The 21320-nt window shown below is 39.4% G+C and carries 17 protein-coding genes; 8 read left to right on the top strand and 9 right to left on the bottom strand.

The features are described from left to right. The first annotated feature begins 120 nt into the window (after positions 1 to 120). The 3 genes from N824_RS05550 to N824_RS05540 all read left to right on the top strand — a co-directional run bounded on the left by N824_RS05550 (position 121) and on the right by N824_RS05540 (position 2692). A complete protein-coding gene (locus N824_RS05550) occupies positions 121 to 729 on the top strand; it encodes an RNA polymerase sigma factor (RefSeq protein WP_235206999.1) in 609 nt (202 codons plus the stop codon). Beyond that, on the top strand, positions 716 to 1957 hold the full coding sequence (locus N824_RS05545; RefSeq protein ID WP_048904161.1) for a hypothetical protein: 1242 nt from the start codon (positions 716 to 718) through the stop codon (positions 1955 to 1957). Before N824_RS05550 ends, N824_RS05545 begins: the two co-directional genes overlap by 14 nt. 318 nt (positions 1958 to 2275) lie before the next feature. Beyond that, positions 2276 to 2692 carry a DUF1801 domain-containing protein gene (locus N824_RS05540; RefSeq protein WP_048904160.1) on the top strand — a complete coding sequence of 139 codons (417 nt, stop codon included), beginning with the start codon at positions 2276 to 2278 and terminating at the stop codon, positions 2690 to 2692. Between the two features lie 51 nt (positions 2693 to 2743). Here N824_RS05540 and N824_RS05535 read toward each other — a convergent pair whose 3' ends face one another. The 4 genes from N824_RS05535 to N824_RS05520 are packed head-to-tail and all read right to left on the bottom strand — an operon-like array spanning position 2744 to position 8240. Further along, entirely contained in the window at positions 2744 to 3121 is a 378-nt protein-coding gene (locus N824_RS05535; protein ID WP_048904159.1) for a c-type cytochrome, read from the bottom strand. 59 nt (positions 3122 to 3180) lie between these two features. Then, positions 3181 to 4296 (bottom strand): Gfo/Idh/MocA family protein, encoded by a 1116-nt coding sequence (locus N824_RS05530; protein WP_048904158.1) that lies wholly within the window; start codon positions 4294 to 4296, stop codon positions 3181 to 3183. 32 nt (positions 4297 to 4328) lie between these two features. Beyond that, entirely contained in the window at positions 4329 to 5186 is an 858-nt protein-coding gene (locus tag N824_RS05525; RefSeq protein WP_048904157.1) for a sugar phosphate isomerase/epimerase, read from the bottom strand. 27 nt (positions 5187 to 5213) lie between these two features. Further along, positions 5214 to 8240, bottom strand: a complete 3027-nt coding sequence (locus tag N824_RS05520; RefSeq protein WP_048904156.1) for a PVC-type heme-binding CxxCH protein — start codon at positions 8238 to 8240, stop codon at positions 5214 to 5216. Positions 8241 to 8361: 121 nt separating this feature from the next. Here N824_RS05520 and N824_RS05515 point away from each other — a divergent pair, with 121 nt between their 5' ends. The 5 genes from N824_RS05515 to N824_RS05495 all read left to right on the top strand — a co-directional run bounded on the left by N824_RS05515 (position 8362) and on the right by N824_RS05495 (position 14430). Further along, positions 8362 to 9237, top strand: a complete 876-nt coding sequence (locus tag N824_RS05515) for an AraC family transcriptional regulator (RefSeq protein WP_048904155.1) — start codon at positions 8362 to 8364, stop codon at positions 9235 to 9237. Positions 9238 to 9522: 285 nt separating this feature from the next. Then, the gene (locus N824_RS05510; RefSeq protein WP_048904154.1) at positions 9523 to 9729 is read left to right on the top strand and encodes a hypothetical protein; all 207 of its coding nucleotides are present in this window, start codon (positions 9523 to 9525) and stop codon (positions 9727 to 9729) included. Between the two features lie 63 nt (positions 9730 to 9792). Beyond that, positions 9793 to 10965: an HlyD family secretion protein gene (locus N824_RS05505; protein WP_048904153.1), complete on the top strand. Its 1173-nt coding sequence runs from the start codon at positions 9793 to 9795 to the stop codon at positions 10963 to 10965. Beyond that, positions 10946 to 13138, top strand: coding sequence for a peptidase domain-containing ABC transporter (locus N824_RS05500; RefSeq protein WP_235206998.1), 2193 nt, complete (start codon positions 10946 to 10948; stop codon positions 13136 to 13138). The genes N824_RS05505 and N824_RS05500 overlap by 20 nt, the downstream gene beginning before the upstream one ends. A gap of 59 nt (positions 13139 to 13197) precedes the next feature. Then, positions 13198 to 14430, top strand: coding sequence for a TCR/Tet family MFS transporter (locus tag N824_RS05495; RefSeq protein ID WP_048904152.1), 1233 nt, complete (start codon positions 13198 to 13200; stop codon positions 14428 to 14430). On the opposite strand, the gene obgE is transcribed toward N824_RS05495, so the two are convergent. The 5 genes from obgE to N824_RS05470 all read right to left on the bottom strand — a co-directional run bounded on the left by obgE (position 14427) and on the right by N824_RS05470 (position 21303). After that, positions 14427 to 15425 carry a GTPase ObgE gene (gene obgE, locus N824_RS05490; protein ID WP_048904151.1) on the bottom strand — a complete coding sequence of 333 codons (999 nt, stop codon included), beginning with the start codon at positions 15423 to 15425 and terminating at the stop codon, positions 14427 to 14429. The two genes, N824_RS05495 and obgE, sit on opposite strands and share 4 nt — an antisense overlap. Before the next feature lie 103 nt (positions 15426 to 15528). Further along, a complete protein-coding gene (locus tag N824_RS05485; protein WP_048904150.1) occupies positions 15529 to 16098 on the bottom strand; it encodes an adenylate kinase in 570 nt (189 codons plus the stop codon). A gap of 337 nt (positions 16099 to 16435) precedes the next feature. Further along, the gene (locus tag N824_RS05480) at positions 16436 to 18007 is read right to left on the bottom strand and encodes a right-handed parallel beta-helix repeat-containing protein (RefSeq protein ID WP_048904149.1); all 1572 of its coding nucleotides are present in this window, start codon (positions 18005 to 18007) and stop codon (positions 16436 to 16438) included. Between the two features lie 84 nt (positions 18008 to 18091). Beyond that, positions 18092 to 19399, bottom strand: a complete 1308-nt coding sequence (locus N824_RS05475) for an IPT/TIG domain-containing protein (RefSeq protein WP_048904692.1) — start codon at positions 19397 to 19399, stop codon at positions 18092 to 18094. A 32-nt stretch (positions 19400 to 19431) separates the two neighbouring features. After that, positions 19432 to 21303, bottom strand: a complete 1872-nt coding sequence (locus N824_RS05470; protein WP_200869824.1) for a RagB/SusD family nutrient uptake outer membrane protein — start codon at positions 21301 to 21303, stop codon at positions 19432 to 19434. Positions 21304 to 21320 lie beyond the last annotated feature (17 nt).

The following is a 21320-nucleotide window of genomic DNA, read 5'->3' as shown; positions in this document are numbered from 1 at the left end:
GTAAATGGTTGCGCAGAGATCAGAAAATAAATATTTATTTTTAAAGCAACCTATTGTGTAACTTCAACGTACTACTGTTTAGTATAGGTAGAAATGGCCAATGTAAAATCGAAAAAATAGGTGCAGGAAATTATTGAAGGTTGCATCAGGCAGGACAGAACAAGTCAGTGTTTGCTCTATAAAGAATTTTATAGTTATTGCATGGCCATATGCCGACGGTATGCTTTGAATGATGATGACGCGGCAGATGTATTGAATAGTGGGTTCATGAAAGTGTTTACACATATTGAAAAATATGACCCTGAAAAGCCGTTTAAAGCATGGCTTGGAAAGATTATAACCAATACTGCCATTGACCATTACCGGAAAAGCCTTAAGTTTTCAAATCACGACGAGCTGAGTGAACACCAGGACATGGGCGGACCTGCGCAGGTATATGAGCAAATGGCCTATAAAGATCTGCTGGTATTGGTTCAGGGATTGCCACCGGCGTATAGAACTGTATTTAACTTATTTGCTATAGACGGATACTCGCACGAAGAAATTTCGGAACTTTTAAATATATCGGTAGGGACATCGAAATCAAATTTATTTAAAGCACGACAAAAGCTGCAAGAAAGGCTAAGTTCCTCGACCGGAACCAGGTCCGGGGACGTATATTTTAATAATTTTAGTACTCAAAATGAAGTGCCTTTACAAAACAAAATAGCTGTAGATGGAAAAAGATAATGGAATAGATAAGCTGTTTAGAGATGGGTTGAATGATCCTGAAATCCCTTTCAATGAATTGGACTGGGAAAAGATGGAACAGAAACTGGACGCGGGTGCTAAGAAAAGGGTGATCCCATTTTGGTGGTATGCTACAAGTGGTATTGCTGCCGCATTGATTGTTGGCCTGTTCTGGTATTTCTCAGGATCAGACAAGGTAGTTAAAGAACCTAAAAAGACCGAGATAGTTGAATCAAAAAAAGAGAAACCTGCAAATAATAATCCTTTAGTTACAGATACTGGGGTTGTGGTGAAAACAAATCCCGAAGCGGTTGTTGTTGAACCGGAGATTGAGTCGCCTGTTAGAAATACAGATCATAACTACGTTGAGACGCCACAGGTTATAAACCGCAGTCAGGATCCTGTCATTACGCCTGATACCAGTTCAGTTAAAGAAAATAAAAAACAGGAACTGATTGCAGAGGTAGTCACACCAAAAACAGAAGATAAACAAGCTGTTACCCCGGCTGATAGCTTGCCGACAGGTAAGAAAGCGGATGTTTTAGCGCAAACCAATGAGCCTGCAATAAAAACAGATGTTGCTGAAAAGAAAGCGAATAAACAGGTGCCTCCAAGCTTTGCCGGAAAACGGAGTGCGCTTACACTTTCTGTTATGGCTGCGCCTGATATTTCGACTTCGAACAGGAATGTGGATACCAAAGTAAGTTCCAATATAGGAGTACTTGCCACTTATACGATTACCGATAAAATTAGTGTAACCACTGGTGCTGTTTATTCAAGAAAGCTATACAATTATGGTGGTATTGGATCGGCAGGAACAACCTATATGAAAAATGCCTGGCAGGTTGATGCGGATTGTATTGTATTGGATGTTCCGCTTAATGTAAACTATACGTTTTTAAAAAGGAGAAACTTTTCGGTTGGTGTAAACTCCGGCCTTTCAAGTTATTTCATGCTTAATGAAAAATACAAATACATTACCGGACCCCAGGGAGGGGCACAAAAGATTTCTGAACTTGAAATTAAGAATCAGAACCAGCATATTTTTGGAGTAGCCAACCTATCCTTGAGCTTTGAACGCAGGATAACCAACTCGCTAAGCTTTGGTGTACAACCTTTTATAAAACTGCCACTTACAGGAATTGGGAACGGCAATGCCAGATTAAAATCAACAGGAGTTGCCTTTTCATTGAATCTGGGTCTATTTCCCAAATCCGGGCGCAAATAGAACTTACTTATCGCTATGATAAATGGTAGTCTTCTCTTTTGCCAATGTTAACTCCTCAATTGCAGCTCAATCGGCCATAAGTCCATTTTATTTACACCGGATTACCCGCGGTAAAATCTAGGATACCTAAGCCATATAATTTAATATAATTACTTATATTTAAGGCTCATCCCAGTTTATTATATGTTCTAATTTGTCACAAATCGCCCTTCAAAATGTCGTTTACGCACCGCATTAAAACTGCTTTTGCAATATAAATTTACCGTACTAAAAAAATTGCTGCACTAAGCATTGAATCAGAATCAACCATCTCAAAATATGACTATATCTAAAACCGCCACAAATTCAAATAAGGTAAGTGCACACATCAAAAGATTAGAAGCACCCATAGCAGCCGCAACGCAATATATCAGGCAGATTATTTTAAGTACGGATAAAGAAATAGGAGAACAGATAAAATGGAATTCGCCTTGCTTCTATTATATGGGGCCAATGAAACCATTCGATCCTAAAGAATATAAAAGAGATATTGTAGTCGTAAACCTGCATAAGGGCAGTATCTTACTGGTTTTTCCTACGGGCGCAAAAGTAAATGATACCAGTGGATTGCTTGAAGGAAATTTCACAGATGGCAGAAGACTGGTCAGGTTTAAAGATATGGATGACGTTAAAGCCAAACAGGAGTCGTTAAAGACCATAATTACGGAATGGCTTAAGTTGGTAGAAACCAATTAGCATAAAAAGCGGGTGCATCATGATTGATACACCCGCTTTTGGTTTAAGTGATTACTTAGTAGAAAGTATATACTTTACAATTTTCTCGGCGTCGGCCTGAGTTACAGACGGGTGAGGTGCCATAGGGATTTCGCCCCATACTCCACTTCCACCTTTAATTACTTTTTTAGCAAGCAAAGTAACGTTTGCCTGTGTTGCAGGATATTTCTTTGCAACATCTGAATATGCAGGTCCAACCAGTTTTTCAGTTGGTTTATGACATGCAAAACAGTCTGATTTTGTAATCAGTGCTTTTCCCTGCGCAACATCTGCAGGTGATAAAACACTAGATGCCGGTTTAGCCCCCTTACCGGTTTTCTTAGTTTGTGCGTATCCGCTTGTGCATACTGCAAAAACAGAACAAATTAAAAAGACAAAGCTCTTTTTCATATTCAATACATTAAAATTAATTGAGTTCGGTTCATTTGATAATGCAAATAAACTAATTTTTATGATTTAAACGTGAAATCTGGCAAAGGAATTATCTCTCCCCCCTTCATTGCCGATTCATGCGCCAAAATACCTACACAAGTGATGTTGGCAGATTCCTGAGCATCAGGGTAAGGCGCTCTGTTTTCAGTTAAAGCATTTAGAAACTCATTTACCAGATGTGGATGCGAACCTCCATGGCCCGATCCCTGTATAAACGAAAGGTGCTGATTGTCTTCGGAATCATAAACACCAGCAGTTGTAAAATGCTGAATTTCTTTAGGAAGAAGATGGGCGTAATCTGGTATTTTAACTTTCTCAGGAGATTCACCTGTATGGATTACACTGTCCTCATGTTCAATTAACGTCCACTCAAACGATTTTTTAGAACCATACACGTCAAAACTCTCCCGGTATTGTCTTGCGGTATTAAACAGCGATCTTGTAACTTCGGCAGACAAATCTGAATCACGGTATTTGATATGGCAAGTTTCGATAGCAAATGGAGATCCATATTTCTCAATCAAATTATCATCAATTTTTCCCGAACCAAAACAAGAAACATACGCTGCCTGTGCTTTTGGCAATGCCAATACAGGACCAACACAATGTGTAGCATAGTGCATTGGTGGCAAACCTTCCCAATATCCGGGCCAGCCAGCCATTTCCTGCTGATGTGATGCCCTTAAGAATTGTATTTTGCCCAGGTCTCCCTTTTCATAAAGTTCCTTTACAAATAAAAATTCACGACTGTAAATAACCGTTTCCATCATCATATACGTTAATCCGGTTTCTTTTACCGCTTCAACAATCTGACGGCACTCCTCAACAGTAGTAGCCATTGGTACTGTACAAGCCACATGCTTTCCGGCCCTTAAGGCTGCAATAGATTGCTCCGCATGATTTTGTATTGGTGTATTGATGTGAACTGCATCTACATCAGGATCTTTAAGCAGCTCCTGGTAACTCGCATATCTTTTTTCTATTCCAAATGCATCTCCTATTTCTTTCAGCTTATCTGGATTACGCTGGCATATTGCGTACATGTTTGCATTAGGATGTTTTTGATAAATTGGAATGAATTCTGCACCAAATCCAAGCCCAACAATGGCAATATTTATTTTTTTCTCACTCATATTATTAACGGATACAATGTTTATTTGATATGTTATTTACTCCAGTTTCTTAAAAATTTAACTCCCTCTTCGGCAAAACTATCCTGGCTTGGCGCAAGTGTACGCCAGATGCAAACCGCTCCGGCCAGTTCTTTTATCTCAGGGGTAAAGCTTTCAATTGAAACAGCACCCTGGTAGTTTATCGCTTCTAATCCTCTTTTATAGGCATCCCATCGGGTTTGACCAGTACCTGGAGTACCTCTGTAGTTTTCAGAAACCTGTACATGCAAAAGGTCTTTACCTGCAAGCAAAATTGCCCTTTCAATATCAGGTTCTTCAATATTCATATGAAATCCGTCCAGCAATATCTTTGCTGTCGGATGATTGATATCTTTAATCAGGCGAACAACATCTTCGGCGGTATTGATCAGATCAGACTCGAAACGATTCAACGGCTCTATGGCCAACTGAAGTCCTCTTTCCTGCGCCATCTCCCCTACTTTATAAAGATTGCTCGCAGCCCTGTCCCACTCTATTTTTTTCTGTTCGGGCGACACCAAACGTGCTTTACCTACTGCAGAATACATTGGCCCGGCAAAAAAACCGGCTCCAATTTCGTATGCTATCTCCAGACAAGATTCTATGTAATCAAAACTGGTATCATGAAACTTTACATCATCATTTGTTAAATCTCTGCTGGGGCCGAAAGCCCCACAAATAGCAGGTACTAAATCAAACTCCCTGAGTGCTTCTTTAACAATTTCTGTATCAATCAGGGCGGGATCCTCAATTGGTATTTCTACCATGTCATATCCCATACTCTTGATCTTTGAGAACAGTGAAATGGTCTCTGTTTTAAATGGCGATGTCCATAACCACGTACTAACACCCAACTTAATATTTAAACTCATATGTACCGGCAGATATTTGATTACTATTTATTTGGTTACTTTCATTACCCCATTCATGATGCTCCAGTGCCCCGGAAAAGTACACAGGAAAGGATAATCTCCTGGCTTATCAGGTGCAGTGAACTGTAAGGTAACTTTTTCTTCCGGATTCAACAACTTGGTTGCGAACAAAATCTCAGGAATAGCAGGTACGTAATTCTTCTCGGCACCGTTAGGGTCCTTCGCCATTTCATCTGCGGCCGCACCAACTTTTTTAAGTGTTCCTGGTTTAGAAATCACCATATTGTGCTGCATAAAATCTGGATTTTCCAGGTTAATGGTTACTGTTTGTCCTGCTTTTACAGTGAATGAGGTTTTGTTAAACTTCATTACATGCTCTACAACTTTAATGTTGATCACCACTTCATCAGAAGGCTTGGCAGAGTGATGTTCTTTTTCAGATGAAGCCAGGTCTTTGTTTTTCACATTCGGAAGGATGTCCTTAACTATGGTCTGAATATACGGGGATGGATTTGAGGCTGTTTTAGACATCGCCAGGAACCCTTCATGATGCAGTAATGCGGCTGAATACAATGCCTGAGCAATGTATTTATCTTTTGCATTTACGGAATCAGCAGCGGCTTCGTACAAAAGATGTCCAAGATGAACAGAAGCAGGTATATCTGATATGGCAAGTATGGCTGCCAACCGAACACGAAGATCTTTGTCTTTCAATAAACCTGCTTTTTGGATTGAACCAATCATTGCATTGTCTTTTGGAAGCGCTTGAATGGCAGCTCTTCTTACACCAGCTGCAGGATGACTTAACGCCTCCTGTACTGCCTTTAAGGCCTCAGCATTAGATCCATTCAGCGCACCTAATCCTTGCAAGGTCCAGATCGCGTTTATTGCAGGTCCATTTAAATCTATTTCGTCGACTTTTTGATTGCTGATGATTTTATAAAGACCGGGTATAACTGACAGATTTTTAGATTCCACGATTAAACGCTGGGCAGTCATTCTCCAGAATAGGTTATCATTTTCTAAAGCCGACAGTAATCCTTCAGGATTCTCTTTAGACAGCTTAATTGGGGTATATGCTTTCGCATTTTTATATTTAATCCGGTAAATACGGCCACGTACACGATCACGTAGTGGATTTATATAGGCATTACCTTCACCGTTCTCAAATCCACGTGGTGTAGGATTATGCTGAATGATAAAATCATACCAATCTGCTACCCATACTGCACCATCCGGCCCCACTTCGGCATGTACAGGACCTACCCATTCGTCGGAACTCGCCAGGAAATTCCAGCCATCTTTTTCGATGAAACCCGCACCTTCTTTTTTAAGTAGGGCACTGTGAATTACCCTTCCGGTAGGTTCACAAACAAAGGCTGTGCTGTTCCAGTAACTTTTAGGGAAATTCCTTGCCGTATAGAAATTATGACCTGCAGCAGCAGTAAAACCACCATGCACATCTACCTGTCTTAAATTTGGAAATACCACATGCATTTCATAATGGCCATCAATCTTTTGAACCGGCTGAACCTTAGAACCAGGTAATACTTTTTGCATATATTTTTCTGGCATCGAGAAAAATGCGGTATGCGTGTTGTTGGCGGTCGAAATAAACACATCATTCTCTTCAGTAAAGGCCAATCCCCAGGTGTTGTTGCTGGTTTTACCTTTAAAATCGAAGTTTTTGCCATCTGGTGTAAAGCTATACACACCCTGACTGAACTTCAGATTCTGATCGCCTATTTTACCTTCAAAACCAGCATATCCCACCACTCCCCAGATCCTGTTATCAAATCCATATTTTAAATTTGAAGGCCCGGCATGGGTATCACTTTTACCCCATCCAGTTATAATATTTTCACGAATATCAGCCTTATCATCTCCATTAGTATCTTTCAGGAAAATAAAGTCGGGGGCCTGTGCAACGATTACGCCACCATTTGAAAACATGATACTGGTAGGAATGTTCAAACCATCGGCAAAAATCGTAAACTTATCTGCTTTACCGTCTCCGTCAGTATCCTCACAAATCTTTATTCTGTCGTCACCCTTACCATTTTTATTTCTTATTGTATTTGGATAATCTATCGTTTCTATCACCCATAACCTTCCTTTTTCATCCCAGGCCATTGAAATAGGGTTAATAATATCTGGCTCCGATGCAAAGAGCTGTATATCGAAATCTACAGGAACCTGCATACGTTTTTGAGATTCAGCAGCAGTAAAAGCATGTTGAAATCTTGGTGCCGGATCACGTTTTTCATAATTAGGAATATTGGCATCAGAATACACGCCAACAGGAATTTTGTAATCAGCAATTTGCTTTTGCACTTTATCTCCAAGCGCCCAAACCACACCATTACTTATCAGTTTTATGAAGTCAGGCTGTTTCCAGGTACTATCATTATGGCCACTTGCAGTATAAAACACCCTGCCTTTACCTTGTTTGCGAACCCAGGTATAAGGCTCATGTAAATCGCCTTCAACACGTTCCTGCAGAACTGTCATATCGGGATTAAGCTTGGTATGAACATAAGTTTCATCCCATGAGGAGAAAGGATTAACGCCTTTCATGACAGGGTGATTTTTATTCACCGTTACAGCCGAGAATACCCCCGTTTTATGGGTACTAAACTGTCCGCCAACGGCCTGAATATACCAATCAGAATTCTGAAAGCAGAAAGAAGCAGAGTGAATAGGGATTAAAGCCTTCCCTCCCTCTACAAAATCTTTAAGTGCTTTTTCTTTGTCCGGAGTAATGGTATCATAATTCCCATAAATAATAATACCATCGTATTTATTAAGTGTTTGACTGTTTAACAAACTTGTATCAGTGGTATAAGAGACATTAATCCCAAGTTCGAAAAGAGGACTGATCAGCATCGGAGCAAGCTTTGAAGAGTTATGATGCGTACTTTCGTTTCCTAGAAAAAGAACCTCAGCTCTTCGGGGATGCTGTTTCTCTGCATTTCCACCGACTACTCTTGTTTTATTTGAACAATACTGAAACAAGACACTACTTAATACGATTAGAAGAATAATCTTTCTCATTGGGTCATTATTATATTTGGAAATACAAATAAGCTATTTTTTATATCATTATTCTATCTAAATATTATCAGTTTCTAAGTGTATTTTGTCATTGCTCTATTTTTTTATACTTTCACATCAGATGAAAAGCATTGTTCAAAAATCCGCCATACCTCATTCTAAACTATTGGTTGTTAAGAGACTGGAGGAATTAAACTTCGACCCAAGTCTTCACCAACACCCTGAATACCAATTATTTTTGGTGCTTAAGGGGTGGGGAACACGCTTTATTGGAGATAATATCAAGCCATTTAAACCAGGAGATCTTGTATTTACAGGACCTAATCTACCACATTTATGGAGAAATGACCCTGATACCAAAAAATCATCAAAAACACTCGGCATAGTGATCTATTTCCCTCAGAATTTTCTCAGTGAGATTATTAATTCAAAAGAAGAAATGGAGCACATCCGTTTACTATTTGAAAAAGCAGGAAGGGGGCTGGAGATCTATGGGAAAACGAATAAAATGGTAAGTAAAATGATGCAGGAACTCATCAATGCAAAGGGGGTTTCGCGATTAATCATACTACTTCAGATTCTAAATGCCATTGCAGATTCAACGGATTCCCATCCCATTACCCATGTTAATTACATCCCAATAAATAACAAAACCGAATCTGACCGGATGAATAAGATCTATAGATATATTATGAAAAACTTCAGAAATAAAATAAGTCTCGAAGTGATCGCAGATCTTATCAACATGACCCCCAGTTCATTTAGCAGGTATTTCAAATCGAGGGTCAACAAATCCTTTTCAGATTTTTTAAAGGAGTTAAGAATAGATTATGCACGTAAACTTTTGAATGAAAACAAGATCAGCATCAACAGCGTGAGCTACGATTCCGGTTACACTACGCTTTCTAATTTTAACAAGCAATTTAAAGAAGTAACCGGAAAAACGCCTCTTCAATATAGAAATGAATACCTTAAAATAAGGACAGAAAGCATCTAAAACCAGCTCAAATTCCGAAACAAAATACCTGCCTGCCTACTGTGCACTAAATGAACAAATTGAACAAATTCATACGCACTATCGATTTTCGTATAATACAAATGGTTTTCTTGTCAAAAACCCACATTTCACCTATCTAGGTCAACAATTTGGCGCTTCCGGGCAGATTCTCACAGCCATGGTTTTCTCACTTTTATTATTACTTTCGTTTTAGTGTTGGCCAACATAGGCGTATCCTGAAAAGCCTTTAACGAGTAAGGAATTTAACAATAACAACCCCCTATTATGAACAAGTTAGAATTAAACAATCTTGGTGTTCAAGAGATGAACACAACTGAAATGACAAAAGTTGAAGGCGGTGGTTTACTTGGCGGTATATTAGATAGTCTTTTGACTTCTGTAGTAGGAACCGTAAACTCTGTAGCAGCTGACACTTCAGCTTTCTTAAGCAAAACATTAACCAATGTTTTGAAACTGGTTTGGAGCCTGTAAGAAAAAATATCGGTAACCGCTATTCTGAAATTCAGAATAGCAGTTGCTTTAATATCCAACTATATGCCCCTTTCTACCTACTCTGCCGAAACAATTTCAAGCACCTCTCTTGTTTATCGATCACAGATCAGTAATTCAACCAAGCTCATATACCTAATTGCGGTTTTTGCGATCCTTGGAACTTTTGCGGCACTCCCTTTTATAAAAACTCCAATAAGTGTAAAAAGCACTGGACTATTACAATCTTCAGTTGAAAAAACTGAATTAACAATACCTGTAAACGGCAGGCTTACGCTGCTTAAGCTTACAGACAATAAGAAACTTAAACAGGGCGACACGCTTTTAATCATTGATGGAGCGCTACCTAAACAGCAGGGTGCTTTGGTACAAAACCGTCAGGGACAAATTGGACAGTTCCTGCAGGACATACATATGCTGTTAATTTACATCAACCGAAACGGATATAGCTACCCGAGCCTGCAAACAGGCCAATATAATGCTTCATGGCAACAATTTGCCCAGGAGCTTGAAAATGCACGAATAGCAAAAAAACAAGCAGAAAGCACCTTCAACAGATACAACAAATTATACCAGAATAAAGTGCTTACAGAATCTGAATACGACAAGTACAAATTTGAACTTGAACAAGCAGAATCTGCCTTTTTGATGGTGAGTACAAAATATAAAACCCAATGGCAAACTGAAGCAAACCAATTGCGAAATGAATTGCGTGAGCTTTCAGGTCAACAGGTAGAAATAAACGAACAAAAAAAGCAATACATATTAAGGGCCCCTATTGCCGGATCTCTACAAAACCTGGTTGGTCTTCAAAAAGGAGCATACGTTTTTGCCAATCAAAAAATAGGAGAAATATCCCCTGACACCAACCTAACAGCCTTTTGCTATATAAAACCAGCAGATATTGGCCTAATAAGGAAAGGTCAGGAAGTACGCTTTCAAATAGACGCTTTTAACTACAACCAATGGGGTTTGGCTGAGGGTAAAGTGCTCGATATTTCTGACGACATCATTATAATTAACAACAGCCAACCCGTATTTAAAGTAAGATGCAGTTTGGATCAAAATTATTTAATGTTAAAAAATGGTTACAAGGGCTATTTAAAAAAGGGTATGAATTTTACCGCCCGCTTTACGGTAACCGAAAGAAGTTTATACCAATTGCTATACGACAAGGTAGATGATTGGGTAAATCCAAATGTTAGCGGAGCGATATGAGAAGGCCATGAGCATCAAAGTAAAACAACACGATATAACTGACTGTGGGGCCGCTTGCCTCGCCTCTATTGCATCCCATTATAAATTGGATTTGCCTGTTGCACGCATCAGGCAACTTGCCGGTACCGACAAAAAAGGAACCAATGTACTTGGCATGGTAGAAGCCGCCGAAAAATTGGGTTTTGAGGCTAAGGGAGTTAAAGGCCCATTTGAAAGTTTATTTAAAATCCCCAAACCGGCCGTTGCGCATCTTATTGTCCATGATATTCTGCAACACTATGTGGTCATATACAAGGTTACCAATAAGTATATCGAAGTCATGGATCCTATTGACGGACAGCTGCATCGTAAAAGTCACGAGGTGTTTAAAAAAGAATGGACCGGTGCACTAATACTGCTTCTGCCAGCTGAAGAATTCCAGTCGGGGAATGAAAAAGTATCCGTACAGGGCCGTTTCTGGAACCTGATAAGACCGCACAAAAGCATCCTGATTCAGGCATTGTTTGGCGCAATTGTATATACCATTCTTGGTTTGTCTACATCTGTCTTTGTCCAAAAGCTGGTAGATTTTGTTCTTGTAGATGGCAACAGGAATTTACTCAACTTAATGAGTATTGGAATGATCATCATTCTAGCACTGCAGCTCTTTATAGGTACAGCAAAAACCATCTTTACGCTCAAAACAGGGCAAATGATAGATGCTCAGCTGATACTGGGATACTATAAACACCTGTTAAAACTGCCTCAGCAATTTTTCGACACCATGCGTGTGGGCGAAATCATTTCAAGAATTAATGATGCAGTAAAAATCAGGACGTTCTTAAATGATGTGAGCATAAATTTTCTGGTAAATATCTTTATTGTGTTCTTTTCATTTATCATGATGTTTACTTATTACTGGAAGCTGGCCTTCATCATGCTAACCGTAATTCCTTTATATCTGCTGATCTATTATATCACCAATAAACTGAACAAAAAAGCACAGCGAAAACTAATGGAAGATTCCGCTGAACTGGAATCCCAATTGGTTGAAAGCTTAAATGCAATAGGAACAATAAAGCGTTTCGGGTTAGAAGGGCATGCCAATGAGAAAACGGAAACACGCTTTATAAAACTCCTGCAAACAGGATTTAAATCGAACATTAACGCTGTTTTTTCTGGAACATCCTCTGAATTGGTTTCCCGTTTATTGACCATTATCTTATTATGGGTAGGTGCCGGTTATGTCTTGGAAAGTAAAATTACGCCCGGCGAGCTTTTATCATTCTATACGCTTATTGGTTATTTCACCGGGCCGGTATCTTCTTTAATTGGCATGAACAGAACCGTCCAGGATGCCGTTATTGCAGCAGATAGATTGTTTGAAATAATGGACCTGGAACGGGAAAACGATGAAAATCAAATTGACCTTACCCCTGATAAAATTGGCGACATTCATTTTGAAAATGTGTCTTTCCGTTACGGAACAAGAGTTACCGTATTTGAAAACCTTAACCTCAGGATACCTAAAGGTAAATTTACAGCGATTGTTGGAGAAAGCGGTTCTGGTAAATCAACGCTGATGTCTATACTTCAAAACATCTATCCGATACAAAAAGGAAATGTGAGTATTGGCAAGTACGACCTGAAATATATCCGTAACTCCTCTCTTCGGAATGTGGTATCAGTTGTACCGCAGAAAATTGATCTCTTTGCCGGTAATGTTATTGACAATATCGCTGTTGGTGACTATGAACCCGACATGCAGAAGATCATAGATATATCTACTCAGCTGGGAATTATTGACTTTATAGAAACGTTACCATCAGGATTTCAAACCTACCTTGGCGAAAATGGCACGACCCTATCAGGCGGACAAAGACAACGCATAGCGATAGCAAGAGCAATATATAGTAATCCCGAGATTCTTATTCTTGATGAAGCTACTTCTTCACTGGATTCTGCATCTGAGCAGCATGTTCAAAGAATGATTGATCTATTAAAAGTTCAACATAAAACGGTAATTGTTATTGCCCATCGTTTAAGTACACTAAACAATGCAGATAAGATCATTGTCTTAGACAAAGGTCTTGTTGTAGAAGAAGGAACCCATAATGAACTGTTGTTCGACAAAAATTCTGCTTATGCAAACCTCTGGAAGTTGCAAACTCCGCAATTAATAACACACGGATAGTTCTTTATTTTTACGCCCAAATGTTATACCTTGCGGGGTGTAAAACACTTCTATAATTTATGGCAACATCCCGAAAGGCGGCATTAAGTTTTATTTTTATTACCCTACTACTTGATGTTATTGGCATTGGCCTGATCATCCCTGTATTTCCTCAGTTAATTGAACAGCTAATTGGCGGCAATATCAGCCAGGCCTCGCAATGGAGTGGTTGGCTTACCTTTGTTTACGCCATTATGCAATTTGTTTGTGCCCCTATTATAGGAAATCTTAGCGACAAATATGGTCGGCGACCTGTTCTTCTGTTATCCTTATTCGGATTCGGAATAGATTATATTTTTCTTGCCTTAGCCCCTACCATCTGGTGGCTTTTTGTCGGCCGTATCATAGCTGGCATTTTTGGTGCAAGTATGACCACTGCAACCGCATATATAGCCGATATCAGTACAAACGAAAACCGTGCGCAGAATTTCGGAATGATTGGAGCAGCATTTGGAGTAGGCTTTATTATTGGACCTGCATTAGGAGGATTGCTTGGAGAAATAGGACCACGTGTACCTTTCATTGCAGCCGCAATATTAACGTTAGTTAATGTGGTTTATGGCTATTTTGTGTTGCCAGAATCTCTGGATAAAGAGCACCGACGCGCCTTTGAATGGAAAAGAGCCAACCCGCTTGGGTCTTTAATGCAGCTAAAAAAATATAAAGGTCTTGGTGGCTTAATTATAGCACTTGTTTTCCTTTACATAGCCAGCCATTCTGTACAAAGTACCTGGACATTTGTCAATATTGAGAAATTTCACTGGAGCACCTCCATGATCGGAATATCTCTAACTGTGGTAGGCGTGCTTGTAGCTGCAGTACAGGGAGGATTAATCCGGTTCATTAATCCCAGACTTGGCAATGAAAAGAGCATCTACGTGGGTTTTATACTATATGCTGTAGGCTTGTTTCTTTTTGCTTTCGCTTCAGAAACCTGGATGATGTTTGCTTTCCTTGTACCTTATTGTTTAGGCGGAATTGCGGGTCCTGCTTTACAGGCAATTATGTCTGGAAACGTTCCTCAAAACGAACAGGGCGAACTACAAGGTGCCTTAACAAGCTTAATGAGTGTGACCGCAATTATAGGCCCGCTGTTCATGACAAACTTATTTGCATGGTTTACAAGTCCTGGTGCTACAATTAAATTTGCGGGAGCTCCGTTTCTTGCCGGGGCTGTATTAATGTTAATTAGCGTATTAATTGCCTATAGGACAATGAAAGGTCATTCGTTTATGAACAGAAAGAATGCTTAGCTGTTAATAGCTGCCCAAAGCATATCTTTTAACTCAACCAATCCCTTTTGTGCCACAGATGAAATAAATATCGAAGGAATATTCTTAGGAAGTTCCTTCTTCATTTCTGCTACCAATTCCTCATCAAGCATATCCGATTTGGTTATGGCCAGTAAATGTGGTTTTTGCATCAGCTCAGGATTGTAATCCTTAAGCTCTGCTTTAAGTATTTCATATTCTTCGGCTATGGTTCTTTGTGTATCGGCAGGCACCATAAATAGCAATACAGAATTACGTTCTATATGTCTGAGAAAACGATAACCTAATCCTTTACCTTTAGAAGCTCCCTCAATAATACCGGGAATGTCTGCCATTACAAAAGATTTGTTATCTCTGTAAGACACGATACCCAAATTAGGAACAATCGTTGTAAACGGATAATCAGCAATCTCTGGTTTAGCAGCCGAAAGCACGGATAACAAAGTTGATTTGCCGGCATTAGGGAATCCAACAAGACCAACATCAGCCAGCACTTTAAGTTCAAGGACCATCCATTCTTCCTTGCCTGATTCTCCTGGCTGTGCAAAACGTGGCGTTTGTAAAGTAGGGGTTTTAAAGTGCCAGTTACCCAGGCCTCCTCTTCCTCCCGGAGTAAGTATCTTGGTTTCACCGTCCTGGGTAATCTCAAAAAGAACATTTCCGGTTTCGGCATCTTTGGCGATGGTACCTAAAGGAACATCAAGGATTTCATCTTTACCTTGCTTGCCTGTTGATGTACCACTAGATCCAGGTGCGCCGTCCTGAGCGATAATATGCTTGCGATATTTTAAGTGAAGCAAGGTCCAGAACTGAGCATTCCCCCTTAGGATGATGTGTCCGCCACGACCACCATCACCGCCGTCAGGTCCACCTGTAGAAGTTCGTATATCCCGGTGCAAGTGTGCAGAACCCGACCCTCCTTTTCCAGAGCGACAGCATATTTTAACATAATCTACAAAATTGGAACCTTGTGACATAACCTTCTGTTTTTAAAAAAATAAACCTGAAAAAGTTTTTCAGGATATATGAAAATAGCGGGAAGAACTGAAAATTCGCCCCGCTACTTGTAGTATTATTGAACTAGTATTTATCTATTATTGCGCTTAAATCAGCAAAAATATCATCGATCTTCCCGATTCCATTTACTTTGCTTAACTTATTTTGTCCTTCATAATAAGGCAAAACATGAATCGTTTTGCTGAAGTACTCTTCTATACGTTTTTGCAATTTGTCAGCCTGATCATCAACACGACCTGTCTCAATTTGTCTTTGTGCAATACGTTTGGTCAGCTCCTGCTGATCCACATCAAGTGCAATTACACCGGCAATTGAACTTCCTTTACGCTCAAGAAACTCATCTAAAGCCTCAGCCTGAGGAACCGTACGAGGGAAACCATCAAATATAAATCCTTTGGCATTTGGATTTTTATCAACCTCTTCTTCCAACATCGCTATCGTAATTTCATCAGGAACAAGTTGTCCTTCTGCAATCAGGGCACTTACGCGTTGTCCCAAAGGAGATTGATTTTTGATATGGGCCCTAAAAAGGTCGCCTGTTGAAATGTGAATTAACTGATACTTCTCAATTAATTTTTCTGATTGGGTGCCTTTGCCTGCACCCGGTGGGCCAAAGAGAACAAAATTAAGCATTCGGGTTGTCTTTAAAGTTAAAAAGCCTTCTGCGCAAGCAGTAAGGCTTTTGGTTGTTATTTATACATTCACAGTTAAAAATCTCTATGAAATTTATTGAAGATCTAATAAAATTAACTTCTACAAATAGAGATTTAACCATTCAAAATAATTTACTTATACCTATTAAATCAGTTGTGATAACTCTCCAGTTCTCAATTCATTAATCTCAACAATACCGAGAAAAGAAGGTTACTTTTTAGCCTGCAAATATATAATTATTAATTTACTATATTGATTTTTTTACAAATAACCCTTGCCAAAGGGCAATGCAGGACGGCTAAATCTTTCTTAAGGGCTATTGGTAAGCACCCTTACTCATCAAATTATTCACAATACGAACCTTCCCGTCCTTGTCGGTTGTACCATTTATCTCAGCGGAAATAACTGTTCCGGTATTTTTTGCAGGAGATGTAGATTTAAGGCGGAAATCATAAGTAAGAACATTCACAAAGAGTGGATCTGCACCCGATAAAGAACCAGCATCACCACCGCAAGCTGCTTTCCACAAATTAAAATCGGTATAGGGAACATTATTCCATCGCCAAATGCTTACCCCTTCTGAATAATACAAATTGGCGCTAACAATATTATTTTTACCACCAGCAACTTGTTTATTGATAAAAACACCTCTGTCTGGTCTTGGATAAATAATGTTATTTATAATCACATTATCATTGCAATTCTCTGTTAGTCTCATCTCTCCCTCAACTTCATTGGAATAGCCCAAATCTTTGCTATTGTGATATACCGTATTGTTAACTACGTAACATTTATTGGTACCTCCCCCGGTATAACCGATATATCCCCCCATATAAATTCCACCCAAAGAACAATTGTATACCAGGTTATTTCTTACCGTACATTCCTGAGTGGGAAAATTATCTGTTTCGCTGACAATCCCTATACCCCTGCCACTATCTCTAACCAGATTTCTTTCAACCAGAATATTTCTCGCACCGTCAATATAAATGCCGATGGCACCGTTATGCTCCTTATAGGCGGGAATTGGTCCTGTCTTCCCATCAATATTAAAAACTTCATTATCGGCTATTATACCATTACGTACGTAATTATACGAAGGATTCGGATTTGCAGCATAGCCACCGGCAGCCACAATACCTATATTTTCACCATTGTAAACCTTATTTTTTCTGATCTCAAAACCATCCACATATCCATTTATAGTCAAGTTTTCGCTATACCCCGTGTTACAGTCAAAAACCTCATTTTCCTCAACCAGAATCTTTGTGAGTGCCACATCCGTATTGCCTATAATGTGAATACCATGCCCACTTCTTCCTAATTCCGGAGTCGCATTGTTTTCAATGTTAAATACCCTGTTCCGTCTTAGCGTAACATTTGTTGAACCGCCTTTCACAACTATTCCATCAACATTAGCCCACGCATTAGTGGTTTTGAAATCACAAATATCGAAACCGTCAATTACAATAAAACTTATACTATTTACCGTAACAAGGGCTTCATTACCAGACACAGAAAGACCTTCACCGCTAATAATAGCTTTTTCTCCATGATATGGCTTTAAAGTAATCACTTTATCCTTTCTGCCAGATCTGGAAAAGGAGACTTTTTCCTTGTAGGTACCTGCTCTGACAAAAACCGTAAAACCGGGATTAACCAATTCAAGTCCTTTATTAATTGTACTTACCGGAGCTTCCAATGTCCCGCTATTAGAATCATTTCCGTTGACAGCCACATAGATATCTTTTCCAGAAGTTTGTCCTTCTGGTTTACCCGAACCTTCCGAAGCAATTTTTTTACTGCATGCAAATAAAACACCATAATTTAACATGATGATCCCTAAAAAAAGGAGGCGCTTAAAATACCCTAGCCTTGATGTATTCATAACTTAAATTCAAGAGGTAACCAATTAAAAGCCATTTACTTTTAATTGGTTACCAAGTTTGTATGTTAAAATTAAAGGAGTTGTTTATTCCGAAACTATTTTTCGGATGCTATTGTTGTTTTTATCCAACACATATACGGTTCCATCCTTGTCAACAGCGACTCCAGAAGGCGCACTAAATGCTGCAGCTTTGCCAACTGCATTTACATTGCCAGCATTTGCAGATCCGGCGAAAGTACTGACCGCATAAGTCAGGCCATCTACATAACGGATACTTTGGTCCGGATTAGAGGTACTACCCCCTCCAGAACCATTTCCGGCTATATATAAATTATTTGACGCATCTATTGACATACCCCATGGATAGGCAAATTTGGCAGATTTAGCTGGCCCATCTTCATAACCTACCGAACCAGACCCTGCTACAGTTGTGCCACTCCAATTGGAAGAGTCGTATTTTTTAATGAGCTGATCTCCATGTACAGTAACAAATAGATTCCCCTTATTATCAAAAGCAAGTCCTGATGGATAGTTCAACCCTGCAATAACCTGACTCGTTACGCCAGCTGGTGTAACCTGATATACATTCCCAGGCGAATTGCAACTCGTATAAAAAACATTACCACTTTTCTTATCGAAAGCCACGCTCCATGGCTCTTGATTCGCCCAGGTCAAAAGACTAGCTGTACCATCAGGTGTTATTTTTCTAATGTCCCAATTCCCAGGATCAACACAATACAAATTACCTTCAGGGTCTATTGTAAGCCCATAAGGAATACTAAATTTAGCTGCAGTTCCTTTCCCGTCGGCATAGCCGCCGCTATTTGGATTACCTACAAAAGTTGTCACGTTGCCATCCTTATCAATTTTTCTAATGCAATGGTTACCTACATCGGTTACATATACATTGAGCTGATCATCAACAACGATACCACTGGCCCTGTACCAGGATTCCCCACTAAAATTAAACATGGCATCTGTACCTTGCGCATTTGCAAATCCTGCAACTCCAGAACCGGCTAGTGTAGTTACAGTTCTTGTATATTCATAAGTAAAAGTACTTGTACTTGTCGCAGTTTTATCACCAATTGTTACGGTAATCGCACCTGAACCTGCCTTTTTAGGCACCACAACCATCAACTGTTTACCATTAACGCCAACTACTTTTAACGGCTTACCATTCAGTGTTACCCTAATCTTTGAGGTATCGGTAGTAAAATTACTTCCGTTAATTAATATTTCAGTACCACCACTACCTTTCTCAGGAAGTATTTTATCAATTGTTATTGGAGAGGAATCATCATGTTTAAATCCTTCATCCTTTTTACATCCTGCAATCACTACCAACAGGAAAGCGGCAATAAATAAGCAAGCATTTATATATCTTTTCATATTCTTATACGTATTAATAAATGATGAATCCATTACCAACCCGGGTTTTGTACTAAAGATGAATTTTTATCAATATCATCCTGTGCAATAGGAAATAAGTACATCTTATCATTCCAGGTTCTGTTTTGAAGTAGGATCCGCTTACTAAAATCAGCAAAGGCAAAACCCTGGCTGCCATCGTTTGTAATGGTATTCATTCTATAAATGCTTTGCACTTTTGAATCCCCCATCATCAACCTTCTGATTAAGGTAAAATACCTGTCTCCTTCAAAAGCCAATTCTATTTGCCTTTCCCTCAAAATCCATTTCCTCATTTCATCCTGATTGCCTACAGCTCCCGGATAAACAGTTTCCAGATTTGCAACACCTGCCCGCTGTCTTACCAAATTCAAATACTTTAGTACATCCGGATGATTCGGTTCAACCTCATTTAATGCCTCAGCGTAATTCAAATACATTTCAGCAAGACGCAGATGAATAAAAGGACGATACGTCACAGAACTGGTTCTTATATTAGAAGCAGGGCTCACATTTTTTAACACATCGTAACCGGTAATATCTCCATTATTGTTGACACCAACGCCCGATTTTCCTGAGTAGTAAAACTCAGCACGTCCGGTACCATCCTTGTTTGCGTCTGAAGAGAAGAAATTCCTGTCATCTGCAGTAGGCGCAGGTAGAACCGGTTTACCATTGTATTGAATACTCACGTAAAACCTTGCTTCCCTATTAACGTACATATTTGAATTCCCTTTAACATAACCTCTGTTTAAGCCATCTCTGGATTTACCCCAGTTGGCCGGGTCATCGGACTGGACAAAACCTGTTTCCACATACTGAGCTTGTGGATCATCAATAGTCCTTCCGTTACGCATATAAAAGGCATCTACAACATTCTGCGTTGCATTTTGCATATCAAATCCACCTGGTTTAGGTGCACAACGCACCTCATGTCCCCATTGCCACGAATTGGCCATATTGGTAGAGAACAGTATTTCATTGTTCCAGTTTGTCAGGAACAGGTTACGGAAAGATAGGTACGGATCAAACTGAGCATCACCTTCATCAATATTTGTAAACAGCTTATAGCCCTGCAAGTCAATCACCGCTTTAGCCGCATCAGCAGCTGCTCTCCATTTATTTGCATCATACTGCAACGGCGCTAATGAAGTACCGTCATTATTTTTAAAGCCTGCAAACTTCGGGTTGCCATTCCACAGCGGACTCGCTGCTAATAAGGTTACTTGCGATTTAACAGCAAGACAGGATGCTTTGGTTGCTCTGCCATAGTTTACCGAAGAAGACCAGGCATCAGGTAAATCAGCCGCTGCTCTGTCTAATAAGGAGTTGATGTGATCAACACATTCATTAAATGGACTACGAGGATATTTATTATAGTCATCATTAAGACTCAATAATTCAGTCACCTTAACAAAAGGCCCATATTGTCTTAATAATTTCCAGTAAAACCAACCTCTTAAAAAGATAGCTTCTGCTTTGTATTGCTTTTTCAAATCTGCACCGATTAAACTCTCAGACATTTTATCAATATTTTGCTCAAATACAATACTTTGTCTGATACCGGCATAATTTTCACCCCAGTAATACCAATAATTACTCTGGGCATTCCAATTTCCAGTAATCATTTTACGAACGGCGACCCCCTGGATACTACATGAGGTTTCATCACTTGCACCAAGCATACTATAGGTATCTGCTGGAATTGAAACATGACTATAAATCTGATTCAGATAGGATTCCGCATTTGCTCTGGTTTGCCAAAGCATATCAGAAGTAAGCAAATTATCAGGTGTTTTATCTAAATATTTACAACCAGGACTAAACAACAATATGCAAAGTGCAATACTGCCGATAGATAGAAAGTTTTTATATAAGTTATTCATTGTAATCATTTTAAGTA

The sequence above is a fragment of the Pedobacter sp. V48 genome, assembly GCF_000523515.1.
Taxonomy (GTDB): domain Bacteria; phylum Bacteroidota; class Bacteroidia; order Sphingobacteriales; family Sphingobacteriaceae; genus Pedobacter.
This window is presented reverse-complemented; position numbering and strand designations above follow the sequence as displayed.